The organism is Flavobacterium sp., assembly GCF_027490375.1.
Taxonomy (GTDB): domain Bacteria; phylum Bacteroidota; class Bacteroidia; order Flavobacteriales; family Flavobacteriaceae; genus Flavobacterium.
The window spans coordinates 1-16,137 of the sequence record NZ_JAIXYH010000053.1 but is presented as its reverse complement, the minus strand read 5'-3'; the positions used below and the strand labels follow the sequence as shown (position 1 = coordinate 16,137).

The window sequence follows — 16,137 nt, the reverse complement described above, 5'->3', positions numbered from 1 at the left end:
TGTCGAAGTGCTGCCTGAGCTTGTCGAAGTGCTGCCTGAGCTTGTCGAAGTGCTGCCTGAGCTTGTCGAAGTGCTGCCTGAGCTTGTCGAAGGCGCGTTACGTTTGGTGAAACTCTGGCTTCGACAAGCTCAGCCGCCGTGTAAGCGAATTCCAAAGAATGATACGAAAAACTTGCCCATACTCATCGATGAACACTGCCTGAGCTTGTCGAAGTGCTGCCTGAGCTTGTCGAAGTGCTGCCTGAGCTTGTCGAAGTGCTGCCTGAGCTTGTCGAAGGCTAGTTCCCCTCGCCTGCTGGAGGTGCAAACGACTTCTTGTTGAAAACCAACAAAATACCAATACCGGTCGAAATGGCCATATCGGCGAAATTAAAAATAGCGTTAAAAAAAGTAAACTCCTTTCCACCCCAAATAGGTAACCATTCCGGAAGTACATAATCTTCGATAAACGGAAAGTACAGCATATCGACTACTTTGCCGTGAAACACGCTCCCGTAGGGCTGATCCGGCATAAAAACCGCTAAATCGGTTGTGGTACTTTCGCTGAAAAACACGCCGTAAAACACCGAGTCGATGATGTTCCCAAATGCACCGGCCCAAATGAGCGCAATAGCCACAATGAGGTAATTACTAGCTTTTCTACGCGCAGAATCGTACAGCCACCAACCAATACCAAAAACCGCAATAATTCGAAACAAAGTAAGCACTAATTTCCCGTAATCGCCCGGAATTTCGGTACCCCACGCCATGCCGCTATTTTCGATAAAAAACAACTTAAACCAACCCGTAACATGAATTTTCTCCTGAAGCAGAAAATGCGTTTTTACGTAAATCTTCGAAACTTGATCGATAATTAAAATACTAAAAATAAGTATGTAGGCCTTTTTTAAAGTCATTTTGCGTGTTATGTGCGGCAAAAATAGTAATTCAAATCGATTTAATTGCAGTTGCTTTTTCGGGTGTCTTTGGGCGTGCCGGCGGACGTTTGTGCACCGACCAACGAAATAAAACCACCGCCGTCAGGTCATACGCTACAAAAATTTTGCCCTTTCGCCAACCGTCTGCCACTGCATGGTGCTTCCGCTGGTCGCAAATGCAGCGGCGTCGGTTTTGGCAAAACGGCTGCAATTGTTTTCCGCTGCTGCCCTTCACGCAGAAGAACGTGCGCTAAAAGACGTATCGTTTCGGTAACGATTGCCGTGTGAGCGACCGTCGTGGAAATGCAGGAACGGGCGCAGCTTAGCGTTTTGGGAGCGATACGGCGACCAGCGGAAGCCCGTAGCGCGACTTCAAAACCTGAGTTCGATTTAAAAATTGAAGTCAAGTTTAAAACGCTGCTGCGCCCGTACCGAAATTGCAGCAAAGGGCGAGACGCCGCAGTTACTCACGTTCTTTGGAGTCGTTGCGTTTGCGGCGGCACACCCAAAAAACTATTCGTGTTCGGCTTCGGCTTCTTGCGTTTCGGGAGTTGCTGGCGTTTGATTAGCCGTTTCTCGAATTTCGGTATGGCGAATTTCACCTCCGCTTGTGCCTGTTTCGCGACCCATCCACAACGCTACAAAGGCCAGCGGAAATGCGGCGATAAAAATAGCGCGCGCGAAACCTTTGCGCTTGTAACTGGCCCACAAGCCCAGCAGCGATACTGCGCCTAAAGCGTAGGAAACCAAGGCAAAACGCTCGGCCGCTTCTTCGTGTTCGTGAATATAATCATGCGAAAAACCCGCAAGCTCTTCTACAAATTCTTCGGCTTCCTCTCCGCTTCGCATGGCCGCTAAAGTGGTTAAAGCACCCACAACAAATAAAAACAGTGCGGTGCGTTTTACAACTTCTGATTTGGTGAAAAAACCAATACCCAAAACCAAAACTCCGGCAATAGGCAAAATTAATGGCAAGTGATTTAAGGCTAAATGCCAATGTGCTGCATTCATAAAACTACATATTAAAAATTAAAAACAAGAAAGAATAATCTGATGCTCATTCAAAAATAATCGTTGACTTACAAATGCTAACACAAATAAAAACAACACGTTACAGAAAATGACATTCAAAAAACTTCCGACTTAAAAGTACATTTATTTGTTGTGTACTGCTTTACAAAAAGGCAAAATCGCTGCATTTTTAAGTCAGACTAAATAGTTACTACACGCTAACACCAAATAAATAGCCCACCAGACCACTCAAGCCTAAGGCAATGGCTCCCCAAATGGTAATGCGCAAAACGGCTTTGCTGGCATTGGCGCCTCCGGCACGCGCCGAGACGATCCCTAAAATCATAAGCGATAGCAGCGTGCTGCCGTATAAGCTGTATTGCATGACCGACAGCGGTGCAAGTAAAACCACCAACAGCGGCAACAAACCGCCAGCTGTAAAGGCGGCTCCCGAGGCAAAAGCTGCCTGAATGGGATTTGCCTGAGATATTTCGTTGATGCCTAATTCTTCACGAATATGCGCACCCAGCGCGTCGGTTTCGGTTAATTCGTTCGCAACTAAAAGTGCCGTTTCGCGTTTGAGTCCGCGTTTTTCAAAAATTTGCGCTAAGATTTCGAGTTCTACTTCGGGTTGATCGCGCAATTCATCTTTTTCACGTGCAATATCGGCGCGTTCGGTATCGGTTTGCGAACTCACCGAAACGTACTCGCCTGCAGCCATCGATAAGGCTCCGGCCACCAAACCAGCAAAAGTGGCTAAGGTAATGGCCTCGCGACCGGTTCCAGCCGCAGCAACGCCCACGGCCAAACTCGAAATAGAGATAATACCGTCGTTGGCACCTAAAACAGCAGCACGCAACCAATTGCTGCGGTGCATGTAGTGGTTTTTCAAATAATTGTCGATCGTTATCTGAGAAGTGGTTGCTTTTTCCATACAGTTGGTTATCACTGGAACAGCGGTTTCAGCTAAAACTGCTTCCAAACAAACTTAAAGTTACGGATAAAACAGTAGAATTTCTTCTACAAATCGCAATTCAGACTCGTTCTGTTTACAACAATTTCGACGTTAGCGATTGTATAAACGACAAGCACAGACTAAATACAAAGGCCGCTAGGAAATTGTTTAGAGTAAAACCGTCGACAAGCACATCGCAAATCAATAAAATGATGGTGTTGATGAACAGTAGAAAGATTCCGAGCGTAAAAATGGTAATCGGTAAAGTAACCAGAAGTAAAATGGGCTTTACAAACATGTTGAGTAGGCTTAGTACTAGTGCAACGATGAGTGCCGTTTGTAAATCGGTTACGCGCACACCGGGCAGCAAATAACTAAGCAATAAAACCGAAATGGCCGAGATAACCAGTTTGATGATAAATTTCATATTACGAAGGTAAAAAAGAGGAAACGATTTGAAAGAACTCGGCTGGTTTTTCGGCGTGTAGCCAGTGTCCGGCACCTGCAATAGTCTCGATACGCACGTCGGAAAACTGCCGTTGAATGTCGGCTTCGTCGCGTTCTTGGATATACTTTGACTCACCGCCGCGTACAAAAAGCGTTGGCATCTGGAAGCGCGCATCGGGATTCACTTGTGTACCAACAGCTTCTTTATTGGCAAGAAAAACGGGTAGATTAAATCGGAAAGCAAGTTGTCCGGGTTCTATCCAATACAAGCTCTTTAGCAGAAATTGTCGTGTTCCAAAATCGGGAATATAACTTTGGAGCAGCTCGTCGACCTCTTGCCGACTCGGTTTTTTGGAAAAATCAACTGCTGCGAGTCCGTTTAAGATCTCGTCGTGATGGGGTTTATAATATCGTGGTGCGATATCGGCAACTACCAATCGGTTTATCAATTCCGGATACGTAGCGGCAAAAATCATGGCAAGTTTACCGCCCATGGAGTGCCCAAGTATGTGCGCCTTCTCGATTCGATGTGCTTGCATGTATTGGCGCAAATCGTTTACCATAAAATCGTAATTCCAATCGGCACTGTGAAAGCTTTTACCGTGATTGCGCAAATCCACGGCGTGTACTTGAAATTGGCGTTCAGCCATTTGATTGGCGAAGGTTTTCCAATTGTCGGACATGCCTAAAAATCCGTGAATAATAACTAAGGGCGTTCCGTTTCCGGTAATGATACTATTTAAAATTGGATTCATTTTAGTCGGTGTAAGTACATGTTTACGACATTATCGAGACCGAGATACAAGGCTTCGCTGATGAGCGCATGTCCGATACTTACTTCGAGCAAGCCCGGAATATGTTGTTTGAAAAACTGTATGTTTTCTAAACTTAAATCGTGTCCGGCGTTGATGCCAAGTTGTAATTCGTTCGCGCGTTTGGCTGCGGCGGCATAACTAGCGATGGCCTGATTGGGATCTTGTGGAAAATGTTTTGCGTAAGCTTCGGTATACAATTCGATTCGATCGACACCTGTAGCTGCTGCGCCATCGATTAGTTCCAAAACCGGATCAACGAAAATCGAGGTTCGAATACCGTGTGATTTAAAAAGTTGAACCATTTCTGAAAGAAAGGTTTTGTGCGTAATTGTGTCCCAACCGGCATTTGAAGTAATGGCGTCGGGCGCGTCGGGAACTAAAGTGACCTGATGTGGTTTCACTTCCAAAACCAAATCGATAAATGACTTTTCCGGATTTCCTTCGATATTGAGTTCGGTGGTAACTATTTTCTTTAAGTCGCGCGCATCTTGATACTTAATGTGTCGTTCGTCTGGACGCGGATGAATGGTTATTCCTTGGGCGCCAAAGCGTTCAATATCAGCGGCTGTTTTCAACAAATCGGGCACATTTCCGCCACGTGCATTACGCAAGGTGGCAATTTTATTTACGTTCACGCTCAGTTTTGTCATATCGGCATTATTAAAAGTCTGCCAAAATTAAAACCTTTCGTCCTGTGATTCGCGTATTTTTAATTATTTTGCAGAGGTAAAGACAGGATATGACTGAAATAGGAAATTTATTGTCGAAAGATTTGAAGCCATTTGCTGCGGATGAGTCGATTGAAAACGTTCAAGACTTTTTTGCTGAGCAGTTGTTTTCGCACTTTCCGGTGATGGAAGACGGCGTTTATATTGGCTCGATTGCTGCGGAAGACGCCGAAACTTTCGACACATCTAAAATGGTTTCCGATTACAAATACAGTTTAGAAGGCTTTTTTGTTCGCGACTCGATGTTTTGGCTCGATGTTTTAGAAGTGTTCGCGAAAAACCACACCAATGTGGTGCCGGTACTTACTGATGAAAACAAGTATACGGGTTACTACGAATTAACCGAAGTTACTTCGCTTTTTCACGAAACGCCTTTTTTGAAAGAATCGGGTGGAATTCTCGTTGTCCGAAAAGACGTCCGCGATTACAGCATGGGACAAATCGTGCAGATTGTGGAAAGCAACAATGTGAAATTATTAGGTGCTTTTATTTCCTTCCTCGACAACCAATTTGCCGAAGTTACCGTAAAAGTTTCGCAAGGCAGCATCAATGAACTGATTGCTACTTTTAGAAGATACGAATACGAAATTGTAAGCAAACACGAAGAAGACGACTATATTAACAACTTACGTGAACGCTCTGAGTATTTAGACCGGTATTTAAATATTTAAGCTGTAAAACACTGCTTATGAAAATTGCGATCTACGGTCAATACTACCAAAACAGCACCGAACCCATCATTCGCGACATTTTTGTTTTCTTAAATGCCAATCAGGTTGATTTAGTTATCGAAGAAACGTTTTTGGCGTTGTTGTACGAAAAAGGCATTCTTAAAAAAAGTTATCGAACCTTCAGTAAATCAGACGATTTGGAACCGGATACTGATTTATTGTTGAGTATTGGTGGCGACGGAACAATTTTGCGTGCTGCCTTGTTAGTGCAAGATAAAGGCATTCCGATTTTAGGTGTGAATGCGGGTCGTTTGGGCTTTTTAGCGAAAGTTCCAAAAGAAGATATCGATGCTTTTTTACAGTTGGTGCTCGACAAAAAATACAGTATTTCGGAACGGAGTTTGTTGCAGCTCCACGGAAGTTTACCGGCAGATTCGGGCATACAAACCAATTTTGCGGTGAATGAAATATCGGTAAATCGCAAAGACAGCGCATCAATGATTACCGTCGATACGTTCTTGAATGGCGAATTTCTCACATCGTATTGGGCAGATGGTTTAATAATTGCAACGCCAACGGGCTCTACGGGCTATTCGTTAAGTTGCGGCGGACCCATATTAACACCTGCCGTTGCTGGATTTGTGATTACACCCATTGCACCACACAATTTGAATGCGCGTCCGATGGTTATTCCCGACTCGACACAAATACGTTTGCGCGTAAGTGGCCGAGAATCGCAGCACTTAGTTTCGCTTGATGCGCAGAGTTTTTCTGTGCAAAACGAAACGGAACTCATCATCGAAAAGGCAGCTTTTACTTTAAAGATGATTGAATTCCCCGAAGAAACCTTCTTAAAAACATTGCGTGAAAAACTGCTTTGGGGAGAAGATAAGCGCAATTAACCGCTTAACAACCAGCACCATGCGCGCTCAAAACTACATTTTTATTGTTGTTTTCTTTTTCTTGAACGACTTTAGCTTTGCCCAGGAATCCGTAAAAGTTTTTGGCGTTTACGAACCCATTAAAAAAGGCGAAAAAGTTTATGTTTTCGAGGAGATATGTGCCTTAAAAGCGCAGGCAAATTTGTCTTCCAAAACCTTGATGGAAATTCCTTTAGGAGAAGCGTTGACCTTAGAAACCGATTATTTAATCAAAGAAAGTTTACGAATAACAAACCCTCCATTTATCAAAGTGCGGTTTCGCGGAAAAACGGGTTATGTGCGTTCTTCTTCCTTGGCTTTTGAAAAATTGGTTTACGAAAAAGAGGAAACCTCGTTTTTATTTCAGTTGAATAGTCCGAAAGACACAATTCATGGAATAACCATTAAAGAAGTTTATGCGAACAAAACCGTTTTAAATGAGGTAAAAGAGCCTTTACCTGCTGAGTCATTCAGCATATACTTGAGTGATAACAAGGGATTAACTGACGTAGAAAAATTATTGATCATTGACTTTTATGCTGAAGCTTGTGGCATGAATGGCGGCATAGCATATTACAGTTGGTCGCCTTCGAAATTAGCGCTCATCGCCAATCTAGTTGCTTTATTCGACGCCGATGTTTATGCTAAAGAAGAAAAACTCATTTTCCCAACAGACGAAGGTGGAAAAGACGGTACTGTACTGTTCTATTCCGAAACCAACGAACTCGTTGATGAAGCTACCGAGTGGATTAACAAAACTGTTGTAACACGCACGTACCAGTGGAAAGATGGTGCTTTGCTACCGAGTTTCAATGCGCCCGCCGAAACAGAATAAAGCAATTTCATTCCGAAAATAATTACTCCTAAAATACGAATGCGCGAAGTACGCCGTTTTAGATGTCGGCGCAGTTTAACGACAGGCATTTTGATTACGTCTGATATTTAAACGAATTGGGCCATTTTAACATTTCTTTATTGTTATATTTGCACGCATTTTTTCAAGGATGAAAAAGATAATTTTTGGGCTTATATGTCTTGTTTTCTCAACTTCCGCTACTGCACAAATCCATGAGATTGGGTTGGCATTAGGCGGCAGTAACTACGTAGGCGATATTGGTCCGACAGATTATTTTAAACCGAATAAACTAGCTGGCGGAATTTTGTACAAGTGGAATAAGAGTCCGCGTCATGCTTGGCGTGCTTCGTTCACGCAAACAACGCTTGCTTCAAACGACCGTGCCTCGGATGTTCCATCGCGAAGAGATCGTGGTTATTCTTTCAGAACTACAACGCAAGAGCTGTCGTTAGGTTTGGAATTTAATTTTTTTCCATTTGATCTGCACTCGCTGCGGCCGCAAATAACGCCTTACGTTTACAGTGGTTTAAGTGTTGTACGCTACGACAATCAGTATTTTCTTAACGGAGGCACTGAATACGACAAAAAAGAGTTCACTATGGCCATTCCGATGGTTGTGGGCGTAAAAACAAACATATCCCCTCGCTGGGTGATTGCCGCTGAAATAGGAGCAAGATATACGTACAGTGATAATCTGGATGCGTCAAATCCCGATATTCCAAATGCTATAAAATTTGGAAATATTAACAGTAACGACTGGTTTATGTTTTCTTTGTTATCGCTGACTTATACTTTTGGAAATAATCCTTGTTTTTGTCCCGAATAAATATGAACGAGAAAAGAATTCCAACATTTGCAAAACTACCGCAGCATCTGGCCATCATCATGGACGGCAACGGGCGCTGGGCAAAATTGAAAGGCTTTTCGAGATCTGTCGGACATGAAAACGGAACCAACACAGTAAAGCTTGTGATTGAAGCTTGTGCTCGAATTGGCATCCCAAATTTAACGTTGTACGCATTTAGTACCGAAAATTGGAAACGCCCGAAGCTGGAAGTCGATTTACTCATGAAATTGATGATAAAATCGCTTCGTCGAGAACTAAACACACTTGTAGAAAATGATGTAAAGCTCGCTGCGATAGGGAATATTGATATGTTGCCAAAAGCTGCCAAGAAAGAATTGCTGCAGGTGATCGAAAAAACAGCCAACAATAAAAGACTAACACTCACAATTGCATTGAGTTACGGGTCTCGGGAAGAAATTACGCAAGCTGTTAAAAAAATTGCTGAGAAAGTTAAAAATAATATAATCAGCGAAAGTGATATTAACGATACAATTATAAATGAGCATCTTTACACGCGTTCATTACCGGATGTTGATTTATTAATCAGAACTAGTGGCGAACATCGCATCAGTAATTTTCTGTTGTGGCAACTCGCTTATGCAGAACTGTATTTTACAGATGTTTTGTGGCCTGATTTTAATGAAGAGAATTTATACGAAGCTTTGGAAAGTTTCCAGAAACGCGAACGCCGATTTGGAAAAACCAGCGAACAACTAAAATAAACATTAGTGTTAAACAAGAATTTACTATTTGTCTCCCTTGCCCTTTTTTTCTTTGGAATTTTAGCCGGTCAGGCACAAATTCGACCTGATTTTGACAAAGGCTCTACTTACATACTCGCCGATGTATCTGTAACTGGTAAAACTACTTACAACGCACAAGTTGTAACGACCTATGCCGGACTTGAAAAAGGAAAACCCATTACCGTTCCTGGAGAAGAATTGAGTACTGCCATCAAAAAGTTAGGAAAGTTGGGCTTGTTTAGCGAGATCGATTTCTATATTGAAAAAACAAGTAACGATTCTATTTGGCTAAACCTAAACTTAGTAGAACTACCTAAATTAAATGATGTTAAGATAAACGGCGTTAAAAAAGGAAAGGCCGAAACACTCATTAAAGATAATGCGCTAACCAAAGGTAAAATCGTAAACGAGAACTTAATTACCACCACTCGTAATTACATCGAAAATAAGTACCGAAAGGAAGGCTTTTTCAAAGCGAAGGCCGTTGTTCGAACTATTCCAGACACTACTGCCGGAAATTTAGTTAATATGCTGATTAACATCGACAAAGGAGATAAAGTAAAAATCAGTAAAATCGAAATTGAAGGCAACGAAAAGCTCTCCGATGCCAAGATTCGAAGTGCGATGAAAAACACGAAGCAAATCAATCCGGTTCGACTTTTCAAGCGTTCTAAATACATTAAAGATAAATACAGCGAAGACTTAGAAGCCGTTGTTAAAGCCTATACTTCACGCGGATTCCGGGATGCTCGAATTGTATCAGATACGGTAGCTTACAGTGAAAAAAGAGATCGCCTTTCTATAAAAATTAAAGTTGAAGAAGGAAGAAAATACTATTTTGGAAACATTAAGTTTTTGGGTAATTCTGTGTATACCGACCAGCAACTAAATCGGATGTTGGGCATCAAAAAAGGTGAAGTTTACAACGGTGTTTTGTTGGAGAAGCGAATTAGTGATCCGACGAAACCGGATAATGAAGACATTACCAACTTATACCAAAATAATGGCTATTTGTTTTCTAATATAAACGCTGTAGAAACGCGTACTTACAACGATACAATCGATTTCGAGATACGTATTGTTGAAGGTCCGATGGCTTATTTCAATAAAATTTCTGTTGTAGGAAACGACAAGACCAATGATAAGGTTATCTACCGAGAATTGCGTACTAAGCCGGGTCAGAAATACAATAAAGATGCTATTATCAGAACAATTAGAGAAATTGGTGCTTTAGGGTTCTTTGATCCGGAGGCTATTGATCCAAAATTTAAAAACGTTGATCCAGCAGCGGGAACTGTTGATATTGAATACAATCTTGTAGAAAAGGGTTCGAGCCAAATTGAACTCCAAGGAGGTTACGGCGGTGGCGGTTTTATCGGTACGCTCGGCTTATCTTTTAACAACTTCTCTGCAAGGAATATGTTTAAAAAGGAGGCCTATACCCCACTACCTATGGGTGATGGACAACGAGTTTCGCTTCGCTTACAAGGAAGTAGCTTCTTCCAAACATACAGCTTATCGTTTTCTGAACCGTGGTTTGGAGGTAAAAAACCTGTAAGTTTTAGCACATCTCTATCCTATTCTCAGCAGTTCTTGAACAACTTTAGAACTAACAGCGTGGATAGAAGCCGAAGCTTCAACATTATAACGCTATCTGTTGGATTAGCTAAACAACTTACCGTACCCGATGATTCCTTTGTATTATCACAATCGTTGAGTTTCCAGTATTATGATTTGAATAATTACAACACCGGTCTATTTACTTTCGGTGATGGTTCATCTCGAAATTTTGCTTATTCAGTAGGTTTAACAAGAAACAACAAAGGTGTAAACCCAATCTTTCCCACTTACGGTTCTGAATTCTCCATCTCTGCAAAATTCACCCCACCATATTCACTTTTCAATGGAGTTGATTATGCAGCACTTTCTAGTCAACCCGAATACAAACTTCGCTACACCGAAGAAACGGGTACTTTTGGACCAGACGGCGTTTACATAGCTCCTGGCGACTACATCAAGCAAGAAGATATTCTGGTTAATGGAAACGTAATACAAAATGCTACAATACGTGCCGACGGCCCCGAAGATGCGGCGGTAGACCAAGCAAAAGTCGACCAAAAGAAATTTAATTGGCTGGAATACTACAAAATAAAAATGCGAGCCGATTGGTATACGAAAATTTATGATAAATTAGTACTGCGTTCTTTGGCTGAATTTGGATTCTTAGGCAACTACAACAGTGCCCGAGGTGACGTTCCGTTTGAACGCTTTTTCCTTGGTGGCGACGGTTTGGCGAACTTTATGCTCGACGGACGCGAAACAATACAGTTGCGCGGATATCCAAACCAATCGTTAACTCCAATTGTAAATGGAAGTCAAGACGGTGCAACAATTTATAACAAATTTTCGTTAGAATTGCGTTATCCAATTACATTGAAAGGTGCGGCATCGATTTATGCATTAACTTTTCTTGAAGCAGGTGCGGGATATAGTAGCTTTAAGGAGTATAATCCTTTTGTCTTGCAAAGATCAGCTGGTTTCGGACTACGCGTATTTATGCCTGCTTTTGGATTGTTAGGAATAGATTTTGGACATGGTTTCGATCCAACTCCAGGCAGAACACAAGCTAATGGTTGGGAAACCCACTTCATCATTGGACAGCAATTTTAGATTTGGCACGATATTTTCTTAAGGGTAAAGAGTATATGAAAAAATTGGTTTTTCTTTTATTAGCGGTAACAGGAGTATTTAACGCTCAAGCACAATCCGGCCGAGGTGTTCGCATTGGTTATATAGACATGAACTACATTCTCGAGAATGTACCAGACTATATCGAAGCTAAGAACCAATTGGAGTTAAAAGCTCAAAAGTGGAAGCAAGAGCTCGAAACAAAAAAGAACGAAATTACAAAACTAAAAGAGGAGCTTGCAAAAGAACGGGTACTTCTAACCAAACAACTCATTGAAGAAAAAGAAGAGGAAATTGCTTACCAAGAATCGGAATTAACTAGCATACAACAGAAACATTTTGGCCCACAGGGCGACTATATCGTTCAAAAAGCAATGCTTGTTAAGCCCGTACAAGATCAAGTATTTACAGCTATCCAAGATATTGCGGAACAAAAAAAGTATGATTTCATTTTCGATAAATCATCAGATTTAACCATGATTTTCTCTGCAAAAAGATACGACATCAGCGACCAAGTAATTCGTACTATTTCAAGAGCTTCTAAACGAACTCAAAAGAGCAAAAAAGAAATTCAGGAAGAAGAAAAGAAGGAATATGAAGAAAATTTGGAGGACGAGAATCCTGCTCTAGCTGAACGCAGAAAGCGAATTGAAGAAAAAAAGGCACAAAGAGATAAGTTAGTTGAAGAACGCAAAGCTGCTGCGCAAGCCAAAAGAGATGAAGCTGAAGCAAAGAAAAAGGCTGCCGCTGATGCAAGGGCTGCGGGTAAAACCGCACCAAAAGCGCCAGCAAACGCAAAGCCAGCGAACTCAACAGAAAGCAGTGCCAAACCTGCTGCTCAATCGGCAACTAGCTCCGATTCAACTGCTGTAGCAAAACCAAAACCAACTGCCAATAAAGACTCTATTCTTGCAGCTCGGGAGGCGCAGAGAAAAGCAAAATTAGCAGAAAGAGATGCGGCTGTTGCAAAACGAAGACAAGAGCTTGAAGATCGTAAAGCAAAAGCAGCTGCAGCTAAGGAAGCGGCAAAGAAAGCCAAGGAAGAAAATAAAGATGCTACAAAACCTGAAGAACAGGGAACAGCAACACCTAAAAATAATAATTAACACCTTTTTAATTTTAATTTGATGATGAAACAATTGAAAACTTTACTAATCGCTGCCGTACTGGTTTTAGGCGTATCTTTAAACGCGAACGCACAAGCCAAATCTGCACATATTGATGTAGCTGAATTGATGACTAAAATGCCCGCTTACATCGATGCACAAAAACAACTCGAGAAATTAGGTCAGCAGTACGATAACGACTTTAAAGTAATGGTCGATGAATACCAAGCACGTTTGAAAAAGTACGAGCAAGAGGCTGAGACAGTTTCTGCAAAAATCAACGAAGAGCGTGCAAAGGAAGTACAAGACTTAGAGAAGAGAATCCGCGAATTTCGCGAAACTGCACAGAAAGAACTTAGCACAAAAGAAGGCGACTTAATGAAGCCGATCGAAGAAAAGGTAAAAGCGGCTATTCAAAAAGTAGGGAAAGCTAAAGGTTTTCAATATGTCTTTAATAGCGCAGGTTTACTATTGGCCGACGGTCCAGACTTAACTCCAGATGTTAAGAAAGAACTCGGTTTCTAATACACAAGAGATTGCAATCAAACAGCTGCCCGATACACCTCGGGCAGTTTTTTTTTAACTTTGTTGTATGAGTACACGAGCCATTGGTTTATTCGATTCTGGTGTTGGTGGAACTTCCATTTGGAAAGAAATTCACAAACTTCTTCCTTACGAAAACACCATATACCTGGCAGACAGCGCCAATGCACCTTATGGGCAAAAATCTAAAGAAGAAATAGTTTATCTATCAGAAAAAAACACAGAATTCCTTTTAGAGAAAAACGTTAAGATAATTGTAGTTGCATGTAATACAGCGACAACAAATGCTATAAAGGAACTTCGCACAAAATATCAAATTCCTTTCATTGGAATCGAACCGGCCATCAAACCCGCAGCTTTAAATTCTCAAACACAAACCATTGGCATACTTGCCACCAAGGGCACAATTAACAGCGAACTTTTCAGCAAAGCAGTCCAGAACCACAAGAGCGTAAAAATTATTGAGCAAATAGGCCACAATCTGGTTCCTCTTATTGAAAATGGTATGATTGAAAGTCCAGAAATGAGAGAATTACTTGGGGTTTATTTAAAACCTATGATTGAACAAAATATAGATTATCTCGTTTTAGGTTGTAGTCATTACCCTTATCTCATACCCATAATCAAAGATATATTACCAAGCCATATAAAAATTATCGATTCTGGGGAGGCCGTTGCCAGGCAAACAAAAACCATATTAGAGCAAAATCAACTACTTGCAACTGCGCAAAAACCACAGCTTACATTTTACACAAATAAAGGAAGCGGCGTTTTAAAAAGCTTGCTGAATACGCCTGAAGCAATCATAATAGAACAAAGTTTCTGATATCGCGGGTATATTACATAAAATCCGCTCTCTCCATAAAACAATTTGATATTCTAAAGAGTAAATCCTCTATCAACACATTAAAATCTTTATCAATTGCGCCTACTAGAAATCGAATGTCAGTAATGCAACTTACCTGAAAGCGCGTATCATCAAAATGTTGAGATGTTCAAAATTACTGCCGATCTTTATCAGAAAACCATGAACTGTACATCACATAGTTTCGTGATATTCGTTCAATTTCACCTGAAAAAGCAGAGGTATCAATTCGCTTAACAGCTTTAGCCGGCACCCCTGCATAAATCCACCCCGACTCCAACTTGGAATGCTGAGTAACCACTGCTCCTGCAGCAATGATACAATTAGACTCCACTACGCAACCATCCATAATAATGGCTCCCATACCCACGAGCACGTCGTCATGAATGGTACAACCATGTACAATCGCATTGTGGCCAATAGAAACTCGATTTCCGATACTAGTTGCGTGCTTTTCATAGGTGGCATGAATGACGGCACCATCTTGGATGTTAACTCGATCACCGACACGAATGCTGTTCACATCTCCACGTACAACGGCATTGAACCAAACACTACAATTTTCACCAAGCTGTACATCGCCTATTACACAGGCTGTCGCTGCAAGAAAACAACTATTGGGAACGACAGGAGTAAAGCCTCTAACTTCAATAATCATAATAAAGAAATAAAAAATCCCGATCGAACAGACCGGGATTGAATTAATAACTAAACTTTTCTAGTTGATCGCAGGACAATTACAATCGAACTTCTCGCGCTCGCAGAACAGATTAATACCTAATGTAATTTGGTGAAATCCTCCGTTGGTAAACTGAATGTCTCCCAATAAATGAGAATAAGTATACGCGAACATAAATTGTTTGTAATTTATACCAACAATAGGCGTAATATATTGTAAACGTTGGCTGTTAACGCTTCCGTTTTGTTCAAATTGAGCTGAATCGAAAGATCGTCTGTACGATAATGCTCCCCAAAGCTGACCGAAGCTTACATTTCTGTACGCTTTAAGGTTTAGATCGATAGATTTTTCCTGTGTTTCATCAACCAATTGAAACAATACCGAAGGTTCCCACAAAATACGATCAGCATCGCCGAACGTATAACCAGCGCTAAGAAGCAATTTTCTTAAGTTTGGAGATTCGATATCACTGTATAAATCCCTTGAGCTAGTAAGAAGATTTTTAACTGTTAAATGCGTGTAAAAATCTAAATAGTTATAGCTAGCTCCTACGTCTACATTAAAGTACGAGTCTCTTTGTATCACACCACCTACAACTGGGTCGAAATCAACGAACTCTGTTTCGTCAAGTTGCGACTGAATTAAACCCAAGTTCATACCAAAAGATAACTGATTCAAATCAACCTCACTACGTGAAAACATGATGTGGTGCGCGTAGGTTAATTTTACACCTCTTTGTGAGTGATAACCATTTTTATCGTTAAATACAATGATACCTCCACCTGATTGATCACCCAATCGACCATTAAAACTTGCGGTCTGAAGTGCAGGAGCATCTTCAACGCCAAACCACTGTTGGCGGGCGGTAACGCGTATTTTGGCACAATTAGCTGCACCAGCCATTGAAGGGTGTATCAAATAATAGTTGTCCGATAGATAATCAGAGTAAATCGGAATACCTTCCTGTGAAAATGAGATTTGGGTTATTAGAAATAACAGCGCCAGGTACCTCTTTTTAAAATTCATTGTTAACGTTTTAATGCAAAGTGCGATTTAAATTCTTTTAAAACTCCACCTTCAGAATACTGAATTGTGAACCAATAATCATCCGCTTTCATCGGATCACCGTTGAACGTACCGTCCCAACCTTGACTGGTTGTACTGATTTGTTTCAAGAGCTTACCGAAGCGGTCAAATATAAAGATTTTTGCTTGCAATTGATTAGCTAAAGTCGAAATATTCCACGTATCGTTGTAACCGTCGCCGTTTGGTGTGAAGAATTTCGGATAATCGATTACAGTAATCGATGTAAATGCTTCGCCACAAGCGCGTAAGTCACGTGCGTA

At 41.3% G+C, this 16,137-nt stretch carries 18 protein-coding genes; 9 read left to right on the top strand and 9 right to left on the bottom strand.

Annotation, left to right across the window (positions count from 1 at the left end; all coding sequences use genetic code 11):
- Positions 1-278 precede the first annotated feature (278 nt).
- From Q0064_RS06480 to Q0064_RS06455, 6 genes are all read right to left on the bottom strand, one after another.
- Positions 279-896 (bottom strand): lipoprotein signal peptidase, encoded by a 618-nt coding sequence (locus tag Q0064_RS06480; RefSeq protein ID WP_298146040.1) that lies wholly within the window; start codon positions 894-896, stop codon positions 279-281.
- 534 nt (positions 897-1,430) lie between these two features.
- Positions 1,431-1,928, bottom strand: coding sequence for a hypothetical protein (locus tag Q0064_RS06475; protein WP_298146038.1), 498 nt, complete (start codon positions 1,926-1,928; stop codon positions 1,431-1,433).
- 211 nt (positions 1,929-2,139) lie between these two features.
- Positions 2,140-2,862 carry a VIT family protein gene (locus tag Q0064_RS06470; RefSeq protein ID WP_298146035.1) on the bottom strand — a complete coding sequence of 241 codons (723 nt, stop codon included), beginning with the start codon at positions 2,860-2,862 and terminating at the stop codon, positions 2,140-2,142.
- Between the two features lie 115 nt (positions 2,863-2,977).
- Positions 2,978-3,310 carry a phage holin family protein gene (locus Q0064_RS06465; RefSeq protein WP_094487200.1) on the bottom strand — a complete coding sequence of 111 codons (333 nt, stop codon included), beginning with the start codon at positions 3,308-3,310 and terminating at the stop codon, positions 2,978-2,980.
- A 1-nt stretch (position 3,311) separates the two neighbouring features.
- A complete protein-coding gene (locus tag Q0064_RS06460; RefSeq protein ID WP_298146031.1) occupies positions 3,312-4,085 on the bottom strand; it encodes an alpha/beta fold hydrolase in 774 nt (257 codons plus the stop codon).
- Positions 4,082-4,795 carry a pyridoxine 5'-phosphate synthase gene (locus Q0064_RS06455; RefSeq protein WP_298146028.1) on the bottom strand — a complete coding sequence of 238 codons (714 nt, stop codon included), beginning with the start codon at positions 4,793-4,795 and terminating at the stop codon, positions 4,082-4,084. Before Q0064_RS06455 ends, Q0064_RS06460 begins: the two co-directional genes overlap by 4 nt.
- 89 nt (positions 4,796-4,884) lie before the next feature.
- Here Q0064_RS06455 and Q0064_RS06450 point away from each other — a divergent pair, with 89 nt between their 5' ends.
- From Q0064_RS06450 to murI, 9 genes are all read left to right on the top strand, one after another.
- Positions 4,885-5,544, top strand: a complete 660-nt coding sequence (locus Q0064_RS06450) for a CBS domain-containing protein (protein WP_298146026.1) — start codon at positions 4,885-4,887, stop codon at positions 5,542-5,544.
- A 17-nt stretch (positions 5,545-5,561) separates the two neighbouring features.
- A complete protein-coding gene (locus tag Q0064_RS06445; protein ID WP_298146023.1) occupies positions 5,562-6,446 on the top strand; it encodes an NAD kinase in 885 nt (294 codons plus the stop codon).
- A 19-nt stretch (positions 6,447-6,465) separates the two neighbouring features.
- Positions 6,466-7,299 (top strand): hypothetical protein, encoded by an 834-nt coding sequence (locus Q0064_RS06440; RefSeq protein ID WP_298146020.1) that lies wholly within the window; start codon positions 6,466-6,468, stop codon positions 7,297-7,299.
- A 169-nt stretch (positions 7,300-7,468) separates the two neighbouring features.
- Positions 7,469-8,146 carry a DUF6089 family protein gene (locus tag Q0064_RS06435; RefSeq protein ID WP_298146017.1) on the top strand — a complete coding sequence of 226 codons (678 nt, stop codon included), beginning with the start codon at positions 7,469-7,471 and terminating at the stop codon, positions 8,144-8,146.
- 2 nt (positions 8,147-8,148) lie between these two features.
- Complete coding sequence (locus tag Q0064_RS06430) at positions 8,149-8,889, top strand: isoprenyl transferase (protein ID WP_298146014.1); 741 nt, start codon at positions 8,149-8,151, stop codon at positions 8,887-8,889.
- A gap of 57 nt (positions 8,890-8,946) precedes the next feature.
- Positions 8,947-11,580: a POTRA domain-containing protein gene (locus tag Q0064_RS06425; RefSeq protein WP_298146046.1), complete on the top strand. Its 2,634-nt coding sequence runs from the start codon at positions 8,947-8,949 to the stop codon at positions 11,578-11,580.
- A gap of 35 nt (positions 11,581-11,615) precedes the next feature.
- Positions 11,616-12,704: an OmpH family outer membrane protein gene (locus tag Q0064_RS06420; RefSeq protein WP_298146012.1), complete on the top strand. Its 1,089-nt coding sequence runs from the start codon at positions 11,616-11,618 to the stop codon at positions 12,702-12,704.
- Between the two features lie 24 nt (positions 12,705-12,728).
- Positions 12,729-13,229: an OmpH family outer membrane protein gene (locus Q0064_RS06415; protein WP_298146008.1), complete on the top strand. Its 501-nt coding sequence runs from the start codon at positions 12,729-12,731 to the stop codon at positions 13,227-13,229.
- A gap of 67 nt (positions 13,230-13,296) precedes the next feature.
- Positions 13,297-14,073, top strand: a complete 777-nt coding sequence (gene murI, locus Q0064_RS06410) for a glutamate racemase (protein ID WP_298146005.1) — start codon at positions 13,297-13,299, stop codon at positions 14,071-14,073.
- A gap of 175 nt (positions 14,074-14,248) precedes the next feature.
- Here murI and Q0064_RS06405 read toward each other — a convergent pair whose 3' ends face one another.
- The 3 genes from Q0064_RS06405 to Q0064_RS06395 all read right to left on the bottom strand — a co-directional run.
- A complete protein-coding gene (locus Q0064_RS06405) occupies positions 14,249-14,773 on the bottom strand; it encodes a gamma carbonic anhydrase family protein (RefSeq protein ID WP_298146043.1) in 525 nt (174 codons plus the stop codon).
- 57 nt (positions 14,774-14,830) lie between these two features.
- Entirely contained in the window at positions 14,831-15,817 is a 987-nt protein-coding gene (locus Q0064_RS06400) for a type IX secretion system membrane protein PorP/SprF (protein ID WP_298146002.1), read from the bottom strand.
- Positions 15,818-15,819: 2 nt separating this feature from the next.
- The coding region (locus Q0064_RS06395) for a T9SS type B sorting domain-containing protein (protein WP_298146000.1) at positions 15,820-16,137 on the bottom strand (318 nt) is incomplete at its 5' end.